Origin of the sequence: Minwuia sp., assembly GCF_048007105.1 — a bacterium.
Classification (GTDB): domain Bacteria; phylum Pseudomonadota; class Alphaproteobacteria; order Minwuiales; family Minwuiaceae; genus Minwuia.
In genome coordinates this window covers 3,948,389-3,966,258 of record NZ_CP180352.1, presented here as the reverse complement: position 1 = coordinate 3,966,258, position 17,870 = coordinate 3,948,389, and the positions used below count along the sequence as shown (strand labels likewise).

Annotated in this window: 9 protein-coding genes; 5 read left to right on the top strand and 4 right to left on the bottom strand. The window is 66.4% G+C overall.

From position 1 onward, the window contains the following. Positions 1–23 precede the first annotated feature (23 nt). On the top strand, positions 24–11,375 hold the full coding sequence (locus tag ACMVY4_RS19220) for a matrixin family metalloprotease (protein WP_416897571.1): 11,352 nt from the start codon (positions 24–26) through the stop codon (positions 11,373–11,375). A gap of 28 nt (positions 11,376–11,403) precedes the next feature. Here ACMVY4_RS19220 and ACMVY4_RS19215 read toward each other — a convergent pair whose 3' ends face one another. From ACMVY4_RS19215 to ACMVY4_RS19200, 4 genes are all read right to left on the bottom strand, one after another. Beyond that, positions 11,404–11,532 carry an aa3-type cytochrome c oxidase subunit IV gene (locus tag ACMVY4_RS19215; protein ID WP_416897570.1) on the bottom strand — a complete coding sequence of 43 codons (129 nt, stop codon included), beginning with the start codon at positions 11,530–11,532 and terminating at the stop codon, positions 11,404–11,406. A gap of 89 nt (positions 11,533–11,621) precedes the next feature. Further along, entirely contained in the window at positions 11,622–12,506 is an 885-nt protein-coding gene (locus tag ACMVY4_RS19210) for a polysaccharide deacetylase family protein (RefSeq protein WP_416897569.1), read from the bottom strand. A gap of 34 nt (positions 12,507–12,540) precedes the next feature. Next, positions 12,541–13,347: a class I SAM-dependent methyltransferase gene (locus tag ACMVY4_RS19205; protein WP_416897568.1), complete on the bottom strand. Its 807-nt coding sequence runs from the start codon at positions 13,345–13,347 to the stop codon at positions 12,541–12,543. Positions 13,348–13,385: 38 nt separating this feature from the next. Next, a complete protein-coding gene (locus tag ACMVY4_RS19200; RefSeq protein ID WP_416897567.1) occupies positions 13,386–14,147 on the bottom strand; it encodes an MBL fold metallo-hydrolase in 762 nt (253 codons plus the stop codon). Between the two features lie 221 nt (positions 14,148–14,368). On the opposite strand from ACMVY4_RS19200, the gene ACMVY4_RS19195 reads away from it, so the two are divergent. The 4 genes from ACMVY4_RS19195 to ACMVY4_RS19180 are packed head-to-tail and all read left to right on the top strand — an operon-like array spanning position 14,369 to position 17,812. Further along, positions 14,369–15,130: an enoyl-CoA hydratase/isomerase family protein gene (locus ACMVY4_RS19195; protein ID WP_416897566.1), complete on the top strand. Its 762-nt coding sequence runs from the start codon at positions 14,369–14,371 to the stop codon at positions 15,128–15,130. 3 nt (positions 15,131–15,133) lie between these two features. Further along, a complete protein-coding gene (locus ACMVY4_RS19190) occupies positions 15,134–15,640 on the top strand; it encodes a prolyl-tRNA synthetase associated domain-containing protein (RefSeq protein ID WP_416897565.1) in 507 nt (168 codons plus the stop codon). A 29-nt stretch (positions 15,641–15,669) separates the two neighbouring features. Then, positions 15,670–16,521 carry a uroporphyrinogen-III C-methyltransferase gene (gene cobA, locus ACMVY4_RS19185; protein WP_416897564.1) on the top strand — a complete coding sequence of 284 codons (852 nt, stop codon included), beginning with the start codon at positions 15,670–15,672 and terminating at the stop codon, positions 16,519–16,521. A 4-nt stretch (positions 16,522–16,525) separates the two neighbouring features. Further along, on the top strand, positions 16,526–17,812 hold the full coding sequence (locus ACMVY4_RS19180) for a cobyrinate a,c-diamide synthase (RefSeq protein ID WP_416897563.1): 1,287 nt from the start codon (positions 16,526–16,528) through the stop codon (positions 17,810–17,812). Positions 17,813–17,870 lie beyond the last annotated feature (58 nt).

Here is a 17,870-nt window from a genome sequence, read left to right as displayed (position 1 = left end):
CTGACCCCGGAGGTGCGTGCGTGATGACCTCGACCGACATGCTGAATGTCTACGAGCTTGCCGTCGAAGCCCTGGAGGCGGAGGCGGCGGTCGAAGAGATCGCGGTTGCCCGCATCTGCTCATGCTGCGGCGGCGACCACGATACCCACGAGCACGCGCTGATTTCCGGCGATCCCGAGGCTCCGGGCGGCGGATCGTCCGAGATCGATCCCGGGACGCCGGCGGCGAACTTCGTCGCCGAGGGCTCCAAATGGGGTGAGAACGGCACGCTGGGCACGCCCGGCGGGGTCGTCACCTGGTCGATCGCCGAAGTCAACGTCTCGGCCTTCAACGGCGACACGGTCGTTCCGCTGTCGAGCTTCATGCCGGCGGGCTTCGAGGCCGACATCCAGGCGGCCTTCGACGCGTGGGAAGCCGTCAGCGACATCCGCTTCGTCCGGGTCCAGGATGAAGGCGGGCTGGTCGGCGACGAACCGATCGGCGACATCCGCATCGGCGGCACGACCATCGACGGTCCGAACAACACCCTCGCCTTCGCCTTCTTCCCCGGCGAGTACACCGGCGGCGCGGTCAACATCAACGGCGAGCTGACGACCGACGCCATCAATGGCGACATCGCCTTCGACACCGTCGAGGCCTGGCAGACGTCGACCGCCGGCCCGGAAGACGGCGTTTCCGTCTTCCTGGTCGCCCTGCACGAGATCGGCCATTCGATCGGTCTGGATCACGAGGAAACCAACCTCGCGATCATGAACGCGATCATCAACGAGACGCTGACCGGTCTGCAGGCCGACGACATCAATGGCGCCCAGGCGATCTATGGCAATGCCGGCACGGTCGCGGATCCGACCGAGGTGACGGGCAGCGCGAACGGCGACACGATCACCGGCGCCGGGACCACCAACGCGATCTTCGGGCTGGACGGCAACGACTCGCTGACCGGCGGCGCCAGCTTCGACGTGCTGCAGGGCGGCGCGGGCGACGACACGCTCTCGGGCGGCGGCGAACGCGACAAGATCTCGGGCGGCGACGGCAACGACCGTCTCGACGGCGGCGCGGGCAACGACGTCATGTCCGGCGGGGCAGGCAACGACACCTATGTCTTCGACAGCGCCAATGACGCCATCTTCGAGGCGGCGGGCGGCGGCACGGACACCGTCGAGGTGGACGGCGTCAACTACTCGATCGACGCGAACATCGAGATCGTCCAGGTCATCGGCAACACCACCATCATCATCTTCGGCAGCGCCAACGCCGATGTGGTCCTGGGCAGCGCCGTCGGCGACCAGCTTCAGGGCGCCGCGGGCGCGGACACGCTGACCGGCAATGACGGCAACGACACCCTGTTCGGCGGGGCCGACGGCGATACCCTGACCGGCGATGTCGGCAACGACCAGCTGCAGGGCGGCACGGGCGCCGACCTGCTCCGGGGCGGTAGCGGCACCGACCTGCTGTTCGGCGGCACCGGGCTCGACACGCTGGACGGCGGCGCCGGCAGCGACCAGCTCAGCGGCCAGGACGGCAACAACGAGGTCTTCGTCTATTCCGAGGGCGACGAATCCCTGACCGGTTTCGAGGGCGGCGCAGGATCGGGCGACGTCATCGACATCAGCGCCCGCAACGACGTGACCGACTTCGCCGGAATCCAGGCCATCGCCAGCCAGAACGGCGCCAACGGCATCATCGACTTCGGCGGCGGCGACCGCATCATCCTGTTCGACGAGAACATCAGCGCCCTGACCGAGTCCGATTTCGTCTTCGCCGTAGCCAATCTGACCCTGACCGGCGACGAGAATGCGAACACCCTGACCGGCGGCGACGGCGACGACACCATCTCCGGCCTGGGCGGCCCAGACAACCTCAGCGGTGCGGGCGGCAATGACTCGATAACCGGTGGCGATGGCAACGACACAATCGACGGCGGCGCCGGGAATGACACGGTCGTCTATGCGGGTTCTGCCGCAAACTTTGTCGTATCGGTCTCGGACATCGACGGTTCGATCACAGTGTCCGACACGCTCGGCAGTGAGGGCACGGATGTCCTGTCGGGTATAGAGCAGGTCCAGTTCTCGGACGTTACATTCGACGTCGACGGTACCGGGTCGGGCGGCAACGACACGATTTCTGGCGGTGCAGACAATGATGCCATCGCTGGACTTGGCGGCGACGATATCCTTTCCGGTGCCGATGTCATCGACGGCGGTAGCGGCGATGACGACATATCCGGCGATGCAGGCAATGACACGCTGACCGGTGGTGCCGGTGGTGACCTTATCGATGGCGGCGACGGTATCGACTTCGTCGATTACAGCCAGGAAGGCGGTTCATCAGGTGTCACGGTCGACCTGGGGGCAGGGACAGCGACCGACAGTTTCAGCAACTTCGACACGCTGGTCGGCGTTGAATATGTCGTTGGAACAGATTTCGCCGACAGCCTTCGGGGCAGCGACAATGTCAATTTGATCCGGGCGTTGGATGGCAATGACACGCTCGATGCTCTCGATGGGAATGATACCCTGGTTGGTGGTCGAGGCGACGATTTCCTGCAAGGAGGCAGCGGGGATGATCTGTTCGTCTTTGTCGCGGGCGATGGCGATGACACTGTTTCGACCGGCCAGTTCGGCGATCAGGACTCGATCCTGTTCGAGAGCGGCGTGGCGTTGGGCGATATCCGCTTGGTCCGGTTTGCCAATTCGAGCGATATCCTGCTCTTCAACGACGGAACCGGCGACCGCATCGAGATCTCGGGCGCGATCAATAGCCAGACCAATGCGCTGAACGGCACGCTGCGCCAGATCGATTTCACCGACGGCGGCCAGATCCTGTTCGACAACGGGCTGAACATCCTGGGCGACAGCCTGACCAACAATCTGGAAGGCTCGACGCTCGGCGATACGATCGATGGCGCCGGTGGCAACGATGCGCTGCTCGGTGGCGAGGGCGGAGACACGCTCATCGGTGGCGTCGGGAACGATTTCCTGAACGGCGATGCGGGCAACGATGTCTTCTCCTTTGGTGCCGGCGATGGCGATGACACTGTTTCGACCGGGCAGAGCGGCGATCAGGACTCGATCCTTTTCGAGAGCGGCGTGGCGTTGGGCGATATCCGCTTGGTCCGGTTTGCCAATTCGAGCGATATCCTGCTCTTCAACGACGGAACCGGCGACCGCATCGAGATCTCGGGCGCGATCAATAGCCAGACCAATGCGCTGAACGGCACGCTGCGCCAGATCGATTTCACCGACGGCGGCCAGATCCTGTTCGACAACGGGCTGAACATCCTGGGCGACAGCCTGACCAACAATCTGGAAGGCTCGACGCTCGGCGATACGATCGATGGCGCCGGCGGCAACGATGCGCTGCTCGGTGGCGAGGGCGGAGACACGCTCATCGGTGGCGTCGGGAACGATTTCCTGAACGGCGATGCGGGCAACGATGTCTTCTCCTTTGGTGCCGGCGATGGCGATGACACTGTTTCGACCGGGCAGAGCGGCGATCAGGACTCGATCCTTTTCGAGAGCGGCGTGGCGTTGGGCGATATCCGCTTGGTCCGGTTTGCCAATTCGAGCGATATCCTGCTCTTCAACGACGGAACCGGCGACCGCATCGAGATCTCGGGCGCGATCAATAGCCAGACCAATGCGCTGAACGGCACGCTGCGCCAGATCGATTTCACCGACGGCGGCCAGATCCTGTTCGACAACGGGCTGAACATCCTGGGCGACTCGCTGTCGAACAGTTTCGAGGGCTCCAGCCTGGGGGACACCATCGACGGCGCCGGCGGCAATGACAATCTCCAGGGCCAGACCGGTGACGACACGATCATCGGCGGGGCGGGGGACGATTTCCTGAACGGCGATGCGGGCAACGACGTCTTCTCACTTGGCGCCGGGGATGGCGATGACACTGTTTCGAATGGCCAAAGCGGCGATGAGGACTCGATCCTGTTCGAGAGCGGCGTGGCGTTGGGCGATATCCGCTTGGTACGGTTTGCCAATTCGAGCGATATCCTGCTCTTCAACGACGGAACCGGCGATCGCATCGAGATTTCGGGCGCGATCAACAGCTCAAACAATGCGCTGAACGGAACGCTGCGCCAGATCGAATTCACCGACGGCGGTCAGATCCTTTTCGACAATGGGCTGAACATTCTCGGCGACAGCCTTGCCAACAATCTGGAAGGCTCGACGCTCGGCGATACGATGGATGGCGCCGGCGGTGACGACACGCTGGAGGGGGGCGACGGTGCCGACACGCTGATCGGTGGCGTCGGGGACGATTTCCTGAACGGTGATGCCGGTACAGACTCGATCTTCGGCGGCGAAGGAAATGATTCGCTTGTTGGCGGAGCCGGGGCCGGTGCGTTGCTTGATGGCGGCGCGGGCGACGATTCTCTGGAAGGACTGGATTCGAATGACGAGACCTTTGTCTACTCTGCCGGTTCCGACACAATTGACGGGTTCCAGGCGGGAGCAACGTTCGGTGACGTTGTTGACCTGACCGCCCGTGCTGAGGTTACGAGCCTCGCAGCGCTCTTGGGGTTCACGACGCAATCTGGTTCTGATGTCCTGGTCGATTTTGGAAGCGGTAACCTGTTACGTCTCCAGGGCGTTGATACAGGTGACCTTACTGACGCAGATTTCACGTTTGCCGCCTCTGCCGGTGAGTCCCTGACCGGCGACGGCGACGCGAACACGCTGACCGGCGGCGACGGCGACGACACCATCGTCGGCCTCGGCGGCGCCGACAGCCTGAGCGGTGCGGGCGGCAATGATTCGATCAGCGGCGGCGACGGCGCCGACACCATCGACGGCGGCGCCGGCAACGATACGCTGCGGGGCGATGTCGGTACGGACCGTCTGGTCGGCGGTACGGGCGACGATGTTCTCGATGGCGGGGCGGGGACCTTCGACGTCGCAGACTACCGGGCGGATTCCGGCGGCGTTTCGGCGGACCTCGCAGCCGGCACCGCAACCGGCGCCGGCATCGGCACGGACACGCTGATCGGCATCGAACGGCTGGAAGGCGGCAGCGGAAACGACAGCCTGGCCGGCGACGACAATGCCAACGTCATCTCGGGCGACCTCGGCAACGACACGATGGACGGCCGGGGCGGCGACGACCTGTTCGGTTCCAATCTGGGCACCGGCAACGACACGATCATCGGCGGCGCGGGCACCGACACCTTCCGGCTGGTGAATGCCGGCGACGCCGCGGTGCTGGTCACCGTCACGTCCACGGGCGACAACGATACGGTGGCCAGCGGCGCCGAGACCTTCCAGCTCTCCACCGTCGAGACGATCGAGTATCTGGGCGGCAATCTGAACGACACGCTGGACGCCAGCGGCGCGACCGCGAACCTGCGGCTGAACGGCGCCGGGGGCGACGATCTGTTCACCGGCGGCTCGGGCGCCGACACGGTCTTCTATTCCGGTGCGGCGGCGAATTTCGACGTCTCGATCTCGGATGTGGACGGGACGCTCACCGTCGCCGACACGGTGGGCGGCGAAGGCACCGACACGCTGACCGGGATCGACCGGATCGACTTCGGCGATATCGGCTTCGACATCGACCAGACCGCGACCGGCGGCAATGATTCCATCACCGGCAGCGGCGAGAATGACGGCATCGCGGGCCTGGCCGGCGACGACACGCTGAGCGGCCTCGCCGGCTACGACGTGCTGGTCGGCGGCGCGGGCAATGACTGCCTGTCCGGTGGCGACGACGGCGACGATCTGGACGGTGGCGTTGACGACGACACCCTGCTCGGCGAGGGCGGCGATGACACCATCAATGGCGGTGACGGGACCGACCGCCTGATCGGCGGCGGCGGCAATGACAGCCTGAACGGCGGCGCGGGCGCCGGCGACGTGGCGGACTACAGCGGCGAGACCGCCGGCATCAATGCAAACCTGACGACCGGTCTGGCGACCGGCGCAGGCTCCGACACGCTGGCGAATATCGAGAACCTGGAAGGCGGTTCGGGCGCCGACAGCCTGAGTGGCGACGCCGGGGCCAATGTCATTGATGGCGGCGACGGCATCGACACGATGAACGGCGGTGCGGGCAACGACACGCTGAATGGCGGCATCGGCAACGATGTGCTGAACGGCGGCACGGATGCGGACACGGTCAATGGCGACGCCGGCGAGGACACGCTGGGCGGCGGCGGCGGGGATGACGTGCTGTCCGGCGGTGAAGACGCGGACCAGATCTTCGGCGAGCTGGGCAACGACACCATCAACGGCGATGGCGGCGCCGATGATCTGCGGGGCAACGAGGGCGACGACCTTGTCTTCGGCGGTGACGGCAACGACACGATCAACTTCAACAGCGGCGAACTCGACGGCAACGACACGATGCATGGTGACGCCGGCGACGACGTCATCCTCGCGCATGCCGGCAACGACGTCCTTTTCGGCGGCATCGGCGCGGATTCCCTGCTCGGCCTCGGCGATGACGATTCCATCGATGGCGGCGTCGGCAACGACACGCTGGAAGGTTTCACCGGCAACGACACGCTCATCGGCGGCGACGGCGATGACAGCCTGAGAGATATCGACGGCACGGACCTGCTGAACGGCGGCGCGGGCAACGACACCATGCAGGGCGGTGTCGACAACGACACGCTGATCGGCGGCACCGGCGACGACAGCATGTTCGGCGGCAGCGGCGGCGACCTGATGGATGGCGGCGACGATGCCGACAGTCTCTTCGGTGAGGACGACTCCGACACCCTGACCGGCGGCGGGGGCGCGGACCGTCTGGACGGCGGCGCGTTGAACGACAGCCTGGACGGCGGCGCGGACAATGACACGCTGCTCGGCCAGACGGGCGACGACACGATGCTGGGCGGCGACGGCCTCGACCTGATGCTGGGCGGCGACGGCAATGACAGCCTGGAAGGCGGCGCCGGGAACGACGATATCCGCGGCGGCAACAATGACGACACCCTCGCCGGCGGGACGGGCAACGACATCATCCGCGGCGAGGCCGGCAACGACCTGATCCTCTACACCGCCGGCATCGACACCGTCACCGACTTCACTGCGGGCGCCGGGGTGGCCGACGTCATCGACGTCTCGGCCTTCACCGGCATCACCAACCTGACGGAACTGCTGGCGATCTCGCGGAACTCGGGAACGACGCTGGTCATCGAGTTCAATGACGGTGTGGACGAGTTGCTCGTCCAGGGCACGAACACCGGCGATCTGGTCGCTGACGACTTCATTTTCGCGGTCCCGGACAATGCCGCGCCGGTGCTGGCCTTTGCCGCGCTGGATCCTGTCGACATCGCGCTCAGCGCCGTCGCCGCCGGGACCGGCGGGTTCCGTATCGACGGGCTGGCCGGCAATGATTTCTTCGGCCGCGAGGTCGATTTCGTCGGCGATCTGAACGGCGACGGGTTCGACGACTTCCTGGTCGGCGCGTCCGGCGACGACCCCGACGGCTACAATTCCGGTTCGGTGTTCGTTGTCTTCGGAAAATCCGACGGCACGGCGGTGGACCTGACCGATATCGAGGGCGGCACCGGTGGCTTTGTGATCGCCGGCGGCGGGACCAGTGACGGGCTCGGCAACACGGATCAGGTATCCAGCGCCGGCGACGTCAACAATGACGGTCTCGATGACGTCATCATCGGTCTCAACACCGCCGACCCCAACGCCAGCAATGCCGGTCAGGCCGTCGTGATCTTCGGCAAGGCCGACGGTACGGCCGTCGACATCGCCGATGCCGTCGCCGGGACCGGCGGCTTCGCCATCAACGGCGTGGCAGACGCCGACAATGCCGGCCGCGGCGTCCAAAGCGCGGGCGACGTCAATGGCGACGGTTTCGACGACTTGATCGTCGGCGCGATGGGCGACGATCCGAACGGCAACCAGTCCGGCGCGGTCTTCGTCGTCTTCGGCAAGGCCGACGGCACCGCGGTCGAGCTCTCGGCCGTACAGGCCGGGACCGGCGGCTTCGTCATCAACGGCGTCGAGGCCAACGACCTTCTGGGACGCGATATCTCCAGCGCCGGCGACGTCAATGGCGACGGTCTCGACGATCTGCTGGTAAGCGCCTATGGCCGCGACCAGAATGGCAATGGCGGCACCGCCTACATCGTCTTCGGCAAGGCCGACGGCACGGCGGTCGAACTGTCCGCCGTCGAGGCCGGCACGGGCGGTTTCCAGATCGTCGGGGATTCGACCACGAATCTCAGCACCGACGTCGCCGCGGCAGGCGACGTGAACGGCGACGGGCTGGCCGACGTGATCGTGAGCGCCGAGAACGGCAACGGTACCGGCGAGGCCTTCGTCATCTTCGGCAAGGCGACCACGGGCGCCGTCAACATTGCAGACGTTCGCGGCGGGACCGGCGGCTTCGTCATAAGCGGGGAGTCGGCCTACGACTACGCCGGCGCAAGCGTCGACGCGGCGGGCGACCTGAACGGCGACGGGTTCGACGACGTGATCGTCGGGGCCTCCCAGAGCTATGGCGCCAATGCCGGCACCACCTATGTCGTCTTCGGCAAGGCGGACGGCACAGCCGTCGATCTGTCCAACGTCACCAACGGAACCGGCGGCTTCAGGATCACCGGCATCACCGCCGGGGATCTGGCCGGGCAGGCAGTCGCCGGTGGGGGCGACATCAATGGCGACGGTCTGGGCGATGTCCTCATCGGCGCCTCCGGCGCGGACCCGAACGGCACGAGTTCGGGCCAGGCCTTCGCCGTGTTCGGATCCGTCCGTTCCGAGACCGATTTCGGTACTGCGCCGGCGCTTGCGGTGACCGAGGATGCGGTGCTCGCCATCTCCGGCCTGTCGGTCAGCGACGCAAACGATGCCCAGACGACCGTGATCCTCTCGGTCGCCAACGGCACGCTCGACGTGACGGATTCAAGCGCGACCATCAATGGCGACCAGTCGGCGAGCGTCACCGTGTCCGGCGCCTTGGCGGACGTGAACGCCGCCATCGGTTCGCTGACCTACACGCCGGACGCGAACTTCAACGGTTCCGACACGCTGTCGCTCTCGGCGAGCGATGACGAGGCCGCCAGCGACGCCGAGACGCTGTCGATCACCGTGGCCAACGACAATGCAGATGCCCTGTTCTCGGACGGCAGCGACACGGTGGATTTCGACAATGTCGCCTCAGGTCAGGCCGACGACGGCAATCTGACCGACGCGGGCGATGGCGACGATCAGGTGTCGCTGCCGACCGATACGCTCGAGGCGGCGCAGGCCGGATTCACGGTCGGCGGCACATTCCTTGGCGGGGCCGGCAACGACACGATCACCGGCCGGGATCTGAACGATGTGATCACTGGCGGCGCGGGGAACGACTCGCTGACCGGTGGTGCGGGCATCGACCGGGCCAACTATGCCGGTAATCTGGCCAGCTTCACCTACAGCCTGACGACGCTGGGCATGCTCACGGTGACCGATACCGTGGGCGGCGAGGGCGCCGACACCCTGACCGGTATCGAGACCGTCGCCTTCGCCGACCAGAACCTGGCCATGACCGTGCAGAGCGAAGGGGCCGACAGCTTCTTCGGCGGCACGGGTGGCGACGTGATCGCCGGGCTGGGCGGCGCCGACGACCTGCGCGGGAACAATGGCAACGACCTGATCGACGGCGGCGGCGCGGGCGACCTCATCGTCGGCGGCGCCGGCCTCGACACGCTGCAGGGCGACGCGGCACGCGATACCATTTTCGGCGGCGACGACAGCGATTCCATCCTTGGCGGCGACGATGTGGACTCGCTCCGGGGCGACGGCGGCGACGATTTCATCGACGGTGGCGCCATCACCGACTTCATCTCCGGCAATGACGGGGCGGACACGCTGATCGGTGACGACGGCAACGACCGGCTGTTCGGCGGCATCGGGAATGATTCCCTGCAGGGCGACACTGGCAACGACCAGATGTTTGGCGAGGCGGGTTCTGACACGCTGTTCGGCGGGGCCGGCGTGGACCGGCTGGACGGCGGCACGGAGGCCGACAGTCTCGACGGCGGCGACGACGGCGACGTGATTCTCGGCGGTGGCGGCAACGACTCGCTCTTCGGCGGCGCGGCGCTTGATCAGCTCTTTGGTGGCGATGGCGACGACCTGATCCAGGCCGGAGCGGGCAATGACATCCTCCGCGGCGACGCCGGCGACGACACGATGGAAGGCCAGGGCGGCGGCAACATCATGCAGGGCGGCACCGGCAACGACCTGATGACCGGCGCCGAGGGCATCGACATCATGGAAGGCGGTGACGACAACGACACGCTTAGCGCGCTCGCCGGCAATGACCGCGTCTTCGGCAACGCCGGGGCGGACCGGATATTCGGCGGCGCCGGTATCGACCGTCTCGACGGCGGCATCGGCGACGACAGCATCGAGGGCGGCGATGACGGCGACGATCTGGTGGGCGGCGCGGGTCTCGACACGCTGATCGGCGACGACGGCAATGACCGGCTGTTCGGTCAGGACGATGACGACCAGCTGTTCGGCGGTCTGGGCGTGGACCGGCTCGATGGCGGACTGGGTAACGACCTGATCGACGGTGGCGACGGCAACGACACCATCATCGCACGCGACGGTTACGACACCATCGACGGCGGCGGCAACAATGACCGCATCTTCGGCGAGGAGGGCGCAGACAGCATCGATGGCGGTGTCGGCCTCGACACGGTGCTCGGCGGCATTGGCAACGACACCATCACCGGCAACTCCGGCAACGATCAGCTGTTCGGCGAGGACGGCAACGACAGTATCGACGGCGGCGGTGGCGACGACCGGATCGATGGTGGCGCAGGCGACGACGTGGCCGGCGGCGGCATCGGCAATGACACGGTTATCGGGCGCGGCGGCGCGGATACCATGTCAGGCGGCAGCGGTGACGACCTGTTGTTTGCCGGCGCCGGCAATGACAGCGTTTCGGGCGATGCCGACAATGACCGTCTGGTTGGTGAAGCTGGCGACGACACCCTGCTCGGCAGCACCGGCAACGACTTCCTCGAGGGCCGGGACGACAACGACAGCCTTGATGGCGGCGACGGTGTCGATCAGTTGCATGGCGGAACCGGTGCCGACGTTCTCGATGCCGGGAACGGCGCCGATATTCTGGCCGGCAATGCGGGCAACGACACCATGACGGGCGGCGCCGACGCCGACATCTTCCAGTTCGGGAACGATATCGGGGCGACGGATGCGGATCTCATCCTGGATTTCGAGCAGGGAACCGACCGCTTTGTGCTCTTCGGCCTCACCGTCGATACGGTGGCCGATGCCGACGCGGACGGCGACACCCTGGTCGACGATACGCTGGTGACGTTCAGCAACGGCGCAACCGTCGGCCTGATCGGCGTGACAGGGCTGCAGGAAAGCGATCTGTTCTAGGACGGCCCGGGTAGGGGCCAGGGCGTCGTCAGGCGACGAAGATGCCCAGCAGCGCCAGCAGGATGATCATGAAGACGATGCCGAACTTGGTCATGCCCATGAAGCTGCCGTACATGGACTTGTGCTGGGAGATATCCATCGAACCCGGCTCGAACATGATGCTTTCCCCTCGATTGCTGCAAAGCGTTCCGAACGTGGCCGGAAGATAGTCTCAATTCCCGGCGCGCTGCAAGACGCCGCGTACACCTATGCGGCGGCTTGACGCCTCATGACATGCCCGGCGATATCGGCCAGCGGCGCAACCCAGACATCGCCGCGCGCCTCGACGTGATCCATCAGGCGTTCCAGGATGTTCATGCGGTGGTGCCGGCCGATGACCGACGGGTGACAGGTCAGCGTGAAGACGCCGCCTTCGCCGACGATGCCGTCCAGTTCGGCCTTCCAGATCTCGAAGACCTCGTCGGGGCCGTGGAACTGCGCCATCAGGTGCGGCGGCATGAACCACATGAAGTAGGGCGCGTCGTCCAGACACCAGTCAATGGGGAACTCCAGCAGGTCGGGCTGATCGGGATAGATGTCGGAGAGCAGATGCGGCGCCTCCCCGGCGAACAGGCTGAAATCGTAGGCGAACCCGCGCTCCTGCAGCAGCCGGGCGGAATGCAGGTTCATGTCCCAGGCCGGAGACCGGTAGCCCGTGGGCCGCAGACCGAGATGCTTCCCGAAGGCGTCGAGACATGCATCCAGCACCGCGGCCTCGGCCTCGGGGTCGTCGCGATACATCGAGACATTCTCGTGCTCGTGACCGTGCGCGCCGACCTCGTGGCCCTGATCGACAATGGCCCGGAAGGCATCCGGCCAGCGTTCGACATTGGCGCCGGGAATATAGAAGCTCGCAAGGACGTCGCGGCGCTTCAGGAATGCCAGGATCCGCGGCAGGGCCGTATGCAGCCCGTAGAGCCCTCGGCTGTAGCCCTGCAAACGCTTGGGCGACTTGGCGAACAGCGCCTCGCCCGTGCGCGGGCCGGCCGGATCGGGCCTGGCCGGGGAATAGGCATAGGTGACGTCGCAGTCGAAGGTCAGCGCCATGGCGCCCGTAGCGCCGTCGGGCCAGGGGCCCCGAAACTCGTTCATCTTGGATCTCCTCCCGATGCAACAGTCTCGCGTCTCAGGTGCGCACGGTCCAGAGGCTGGCATCGTGATTGGCCTTCGGGCGGGGGATGAAGCCGGTCTGGCGCTCGACCGCCGCGGCCATGGCGGACCGGGCGAACTGGCAGGCGAAAAGCGGTTCCAGCACGCCGCCCATCAGCATCGGCGCCAGCGCGTTCTGTTCGTTGTAGCCCCGCAGCGACCATTCGGGCGGGTAGGGCAGCGGCAGGAAGATGTCGTGGATGTGGACGATCACCCCGGCGGGCAGGGCTGGCACGATCTCGCCGAACAGCAGGTCGACATCGGTGCCCGGCATCAGGATGTGGCTCGAATCGATGAACAGAATGTCCCCGTCGCGCAGCGCCTCGAAGGGCTTCCGCGGCGCCTGCTGCACCACCTTCCGGTGGATCTGGACCGGCAGTGCGGAGATGTCGGCGCGCGGCTCCGGATCGATGGCGGTCAGCAGACAGTCGAAGCCACCGTCCAGAATCGCGCGCGCCATGAACCGTGTGGAATGTCCCGATCCGACCTCGACGATGCGCCGCGGCTGGCGCGTCCGGACAATGGCGTAGGCGGCGGCGGCATCGAGACCGGCGAACCAGTCCTGGTTCCAGCGCGGCTTCGGGGCCGGATCGTCCAGCCCGATGCCAAGCAGGTCCTTGCGGTACGTCGATATCGTCTCGAGAACGGTCTGGAAATCCGGCCGACGCTCCTCGAAGCGGCGCATCAGGCCGGTGTGGACCATCTGCGCGTTCGCCTGCCCGGCGTAGCGGTAGGGGATGAACCAGCCTTCTGGCGTGCCGCCATCCAGGGTCCGGCGGCCCATCTGCCGCCAACGTGCGCGAAACCTGTCGTCCGGCGCGCTCAGGGCTTCAGCACCATGCCTTCCTTGGCCACGATCGAACCGGGCCGGGCCTTCTCCACGTCGCGGGCGACGCCGTCCATGAAGTCGTCGTCATGTTCCGGGTCGTGGTGGAAGACGACATAGGTCTTCACATTGGCGGCGTCGCAGAGCCGGACGCCGGCCTCCCAGGTCGAATGGCCCCAGCCGACGCGCTGCTGGTACTCCTCATCGGTGTAGCTGGCGTCGTAGATCACGATGTCGGCGTCTTTCAGGAACGCCTCCAGCGCCTTGTCATTGCCCTCGGGCGGGTGCTCGGTATCGGTGATGTAGCAAATCGAGCGGCCGTCGAACTCGATCCGGTAGCCCGTGGCCTCGTTCGGATGGTTCAGCGCGCAGGTCTTCACAACGACGCCGTCGGCGGCTTCGATGTCGTTGCCGGCCGGGAAGTCGAGGAACTCGATATCGGCGTTGAAGATGGTCGGCGGCACCGGGAACAGCGGTGCGATCATCATGTCCTCGATCACCGTCTGCAGCTTGTGCCTCGGGTAGAGGTTCCCTGCCCAGACCCGGAACTTCCAGCCGGGAATGAAGAAGGGCACGAAGAAGGGCAGACCGCAGACATGGTCGAAATGCGTGTGGGTCAGGAACAGGTCCGCTTCGCGAGGCGGCGTGGCGGCCAGCTTCTTGCCCAGATAGCGGATGCCGGATCCGGCATCGAACAGCAGTGTGCGGTCGCCGCAGGTCACCTCCAGCGACGAGGTGTTGCCGCCATAGCGGATCACATCTTCTGCAGAGCAGGCGATCGATCCCCGTACGCCCCAGAAGCGGACGGAAAATTCCCGGTCAGTTCCCAATGGGCCCCCCAGCCATAGCAGTTCCGCCCCCTTCAATGCGCAACGCCGTCGCTTTGACTAGCAATACTGCGGGAAACTCGCAACAAAGGGAATATTGCCCGCTGTCACCCATCGGGTCATCCAAGGTGCTGAAAAAGGTCGAATCTTCCATGACGGACACTCTCGAACTGTCGCGTGACGGGCATGTGGCGCGTCTGAAGCTGAATCGGCCCGAGAAGCACAATGCCCTGGATATCCCCGGCATGCGCCGGCTCGGGGATGCGGTCGAGGAGCTGGCGGCTGACGGGAGCCTGCGGGTGCTGGTCCTGACGGGTGCCGGGCCGAAGACCTTCTGCGCCGGCGCCGACCTGTCGAATGTCGGCGACGACTGGCCGTGGGAGGACGATCCGCTGAGCCGGATTACCGACCTTCTGGAGGATTTCCCCTGCGCCACGGTCTGCGCGCTGAACGGATCGGTCTATGGCGGCGGCACCGATCTGGCGCTTGCCTGCGACTTCCGCATCGGGCAGACGGGGCAGCGCTGCTTCATTCCGCCGGCGCGGCTCGGTGTCCACTATCAGGTCAGCGGCCTCAGGCGGGCGGTCGAACGGATCGGTCTGAATGCGGCCAAACGGCTCTATCTGGGCGGTGAGACCTTCGATGCGGCGGAGATGCTGCGTGTCGGTTTCGTCGATCATCTGGTCGCCCCGGAGGAATTCGAGAGCCGCGTGGAGGCCTATGTTGCCGAGGTCGCCGGCATGGCGCCGCTGGCCATCCGGGGCATGAAATACGTATTGAATGCCGTGGCCCGCGGCAGGCTGGACCCGGCCCGTGCGCGCCGCGGCGTCGAGGCCTGCGTCCGCTCTGCGGATTTCCGGGAAGGGCAGCGGGCCGTGGCGGAAAAGCGGAAGCCCGTGTTCAGGGGAGAGTGAGACTTGGCGGCGACACGCGATGAGCTGATGGCCTTTCTGGATGGTCTCGACGTCGAGACCGAGACGGTGGAGCATCCGCCGGTGTTTACGGTCGAGGAGGCGCAGGCGCATCGCGGCGATCTCGACGGCGGGCACACCAAGAACCTTTTTCTGAAGGACAAGAAGGGCGGTCTCTGGCTGGTTGTCTGCCTCGAGGACCGCCGTGTCGACCTGAAAGCGCTGCGCAAGCGCCTCGGGGCGCCGCAATTCAGTTTCGGCAAGCCGGATCTGCTGATCGAGGTTCTGGGCATCGAGCCCGGGTCGGTGACCCCGTTCTCGTTGATCAACGATACGGAGGGCCGGGTCACGGCCGTGTTCGACAAGGGCATGCTGGAACTGTCGCCGCTCAACTTCCATCCGCTGAAGAACGATGCCACGACGCAGATCACGCCCCAGGACCTGCTGAAATTCGCCCGTGCGACCGGACATGAGCCGGTCATCAGCGAGATCGACGAGACCGATGCGGCCTGAACGGCATCCCGCTAGACTGTGACACCGAGATGAGTACCGACGGAAAATCACCGCTGCCGCCCATGGACTGGCCAGACTTCCAGCCGGGCTGGGTCTGGCTGACCGGCGCGGGTCCGGGCGATCCGGGCCTGCTGACGCTGCACGGGCTGAATGCACTGCGGCAGGCGGATGTCATCGTCTATGACGCGCTGGTCGACGAACGCCTGCTCGGCTGGGCGCGGACCGGCGCCTTGATCGAGTATGCCGGGAAGCGCGGCGGCAAGCCGTCGCCGAAGCAGCGGGATATCTCGCTGCGGCTGGTCGAGCTGGCGCGCTCCGGCAAGCGCGTCCTTCGGCTGAAGGGGGGCGATCCCTTCGTGTTCGGCCGTGGCGGCGAGGAAGCCCTGAGTCTTGTGGAGGCCGGCGTGCCGTTCCGGATCATTCCGGGTGTTACGGCCGGTGTCGGCGGGCTGGCCTATGCCGGTATCCCGGTGACCCACCGCGACGTGAACCAGTCGGTCACCTTCCTGACCGGCCATGACCAGAACGGCCTGGCGCCGGACCGCATCGACTGGGACGCCATCGGCCGCGGCTCGCCGGTGATCGTCATGTACATGGCGATGAAGCACCTCGACCAGATCGCGGCCAAGCTGATCGCCTCGGGACGCAACGCCGCCGAGCCGGTCGCCATCGTCTGCAATGCCAGCCTGCCCGACCAGCAGGTACTGGAAACCACGCTGTCGCGGGCCGCCGCCGATGTCGCGGCATCGGGCCTGACACCGCCGGCGCTGGTGGTGGTCGGCGGCGTGGTGCCGCTGCGCCAGGCGCTGGACTGGCGGGACGGGCTGGCCGATGCATCGGTTCTGGACGCGATCGGCCGCCGCACGCGCGACGCCGGCTAGCGCGATGCAGGCCAGGGGGTTCGTGATCGCCGCGCCCGCCTCCGGCGCCGGCAAGTCCACCGTCACGGCGGGTCTGTTGCGGGCGTTCCGGAATGCAGGCGTCGCCGTGGCGGCTGCCAAGTGCGGGCCGGACTACATCGATCCCATGTACCACGCCATCGCCGCAGGCGCGCCGTCGGTCAACCTTGACCCCTGGGCCATGGACGAAGCGACGCTGCGCGGGCTGGCGGCGTCGCAGTCGGTGAGGGCCGATCTGCTGGTGGTCGAAGGGGTGATGGGCCTGTTCGACGGCGCCCGTGACGGTACGGGCTCGACCGCCGATCTCGCCGCGATGCTGGGCCTGCCGGTGCTGCTGCTGGTGGATGCCTCGCACCAGGCGCAGTCGCTGGCCGCGCTGGTTCACGGCTTCAACACGTTCCGCAGCGATGTCGGCGTGTCGGGCGTGATCTTCAATCACGTCGGCGCACCGAGCCATGCAGAGATGATCGAGGCGGCTCTCAAGCCGCTCGGCGTGCCGGTGCTGGGCGCCATCCCGCGGGACGAAGGCTTCTCGATCCCGTCGAGGCATCTGGGGCTGGTGCCCGCCGCCGAGATCGTCGGCGTCGAGGCGCGGATTGCCGCCATCGCCGATGCTGTATCGCGCAGCGTCGATCTCGACGGACTCCGCGGGATGGCCGCGCCTGTGTCACCGTCGCCGGAGGCGCGAACCCTGCCGCCGCCGGGTCAGCGTGTTGCCGTCGCTTCCGATATCGCCTTCTGCTTTGCCTATCCCCACGTGCTGGAGGGTTGGCGGCGACAGGGCGCGGAGATCGTCTTGTTTTCGCCGCTTGCGGACGAGGGGCCGGATCCGGCTGCCGACGCCGTCTGGCTGCCGGGCGGCTATCCGGAGCTTCATGGTTCTGCTCTGGCCGGAGCGGAGAACTACCGTCAGGGAATGCGCGCCGCCGCGGAGCGGGGGACGCTGATCCATGGCGAATGCGGCGGCTACATGGCGTTGGGCGAGGGCCTGACCGACGCCGGCGGCGGACGGCACGCCATGATCGGTCTGTTGCCGCTGGAGACGTCGTTCGAGAAGCGTCGGCTGCACTTGGGGTACCGTCGGCTGAAGCCGCTGCCGGGCGCCCCGTGGTCCGCGCCGCTGAAGGGCCATGAGTTCCACTACACCACGATCCTGAGCGAGGCTGGCGGCGATCCGCTGTTCGACGCCGAGACCGCAGACGGCAGGCAATTGCCGCCCATGGGCCGTCGCATCGGCCGGGTTTCCGGGTCCTTCGCGCATCTGATCGCCTGATCTGCAATGCGTGCGACCCGCCATTGCGCCCGACCGGCGGCCGGCCATTCTGCAGGCT

Bases quoted from the DNA above. Each gene is read 5' to 3' on its own strand.
- ACMVY4_RS19220 (WP_416897571.1), top strand. From the start codon at position 24: ATGACCTCGACCGACATGCTGAATGTCTACGAGCTTGCCGTCGAAGCC.
- ACMVY4_RS19215 (WP_416897570.1), bottom strand. From the start codon at position 11,532: ATGTTCGAGCCGGGTTCGATGGATATCTCCCAGCACAAGTCCATGTAC.
- ACMVY4_RS19210 (WP_416897569.1), bottom strand. From the start codon at position 12,506: ATGAACGAGTTTCGGGGCCCCTGGCCCGACGGCGCTACGGGCGCCATG.
- ACMVY4_RS19205 (WP_416897568.1), bottom strand. From the start codon at position 13,347: ATGGGCCGCCGGACCCTGGATGGCGGCACGCCAGAAGGCTGGTTCATC.
- ACMVY4_RS19195 (WP_416897566.1), top strand. From the start codon at position 14,369: ATGACGGACACTCTCGAACTGTCGCGTGACGGGCATGTGGCGCGTCTG.
- cobA (WP_416897564.1), top strand. From the start codon at position 15,670: ATGAGTACCGACGGAAAATCACCGCTGCCGCCCATGGACTGGCCAGAC.
- ACMVY4_RS19180 (WP_416897563.1), top strand. From the start codon at position 16,526: ATGCAGGCCAGGGGGTTCGTGATCGCCGCGCCCGCCTCCGGCGCCGGC.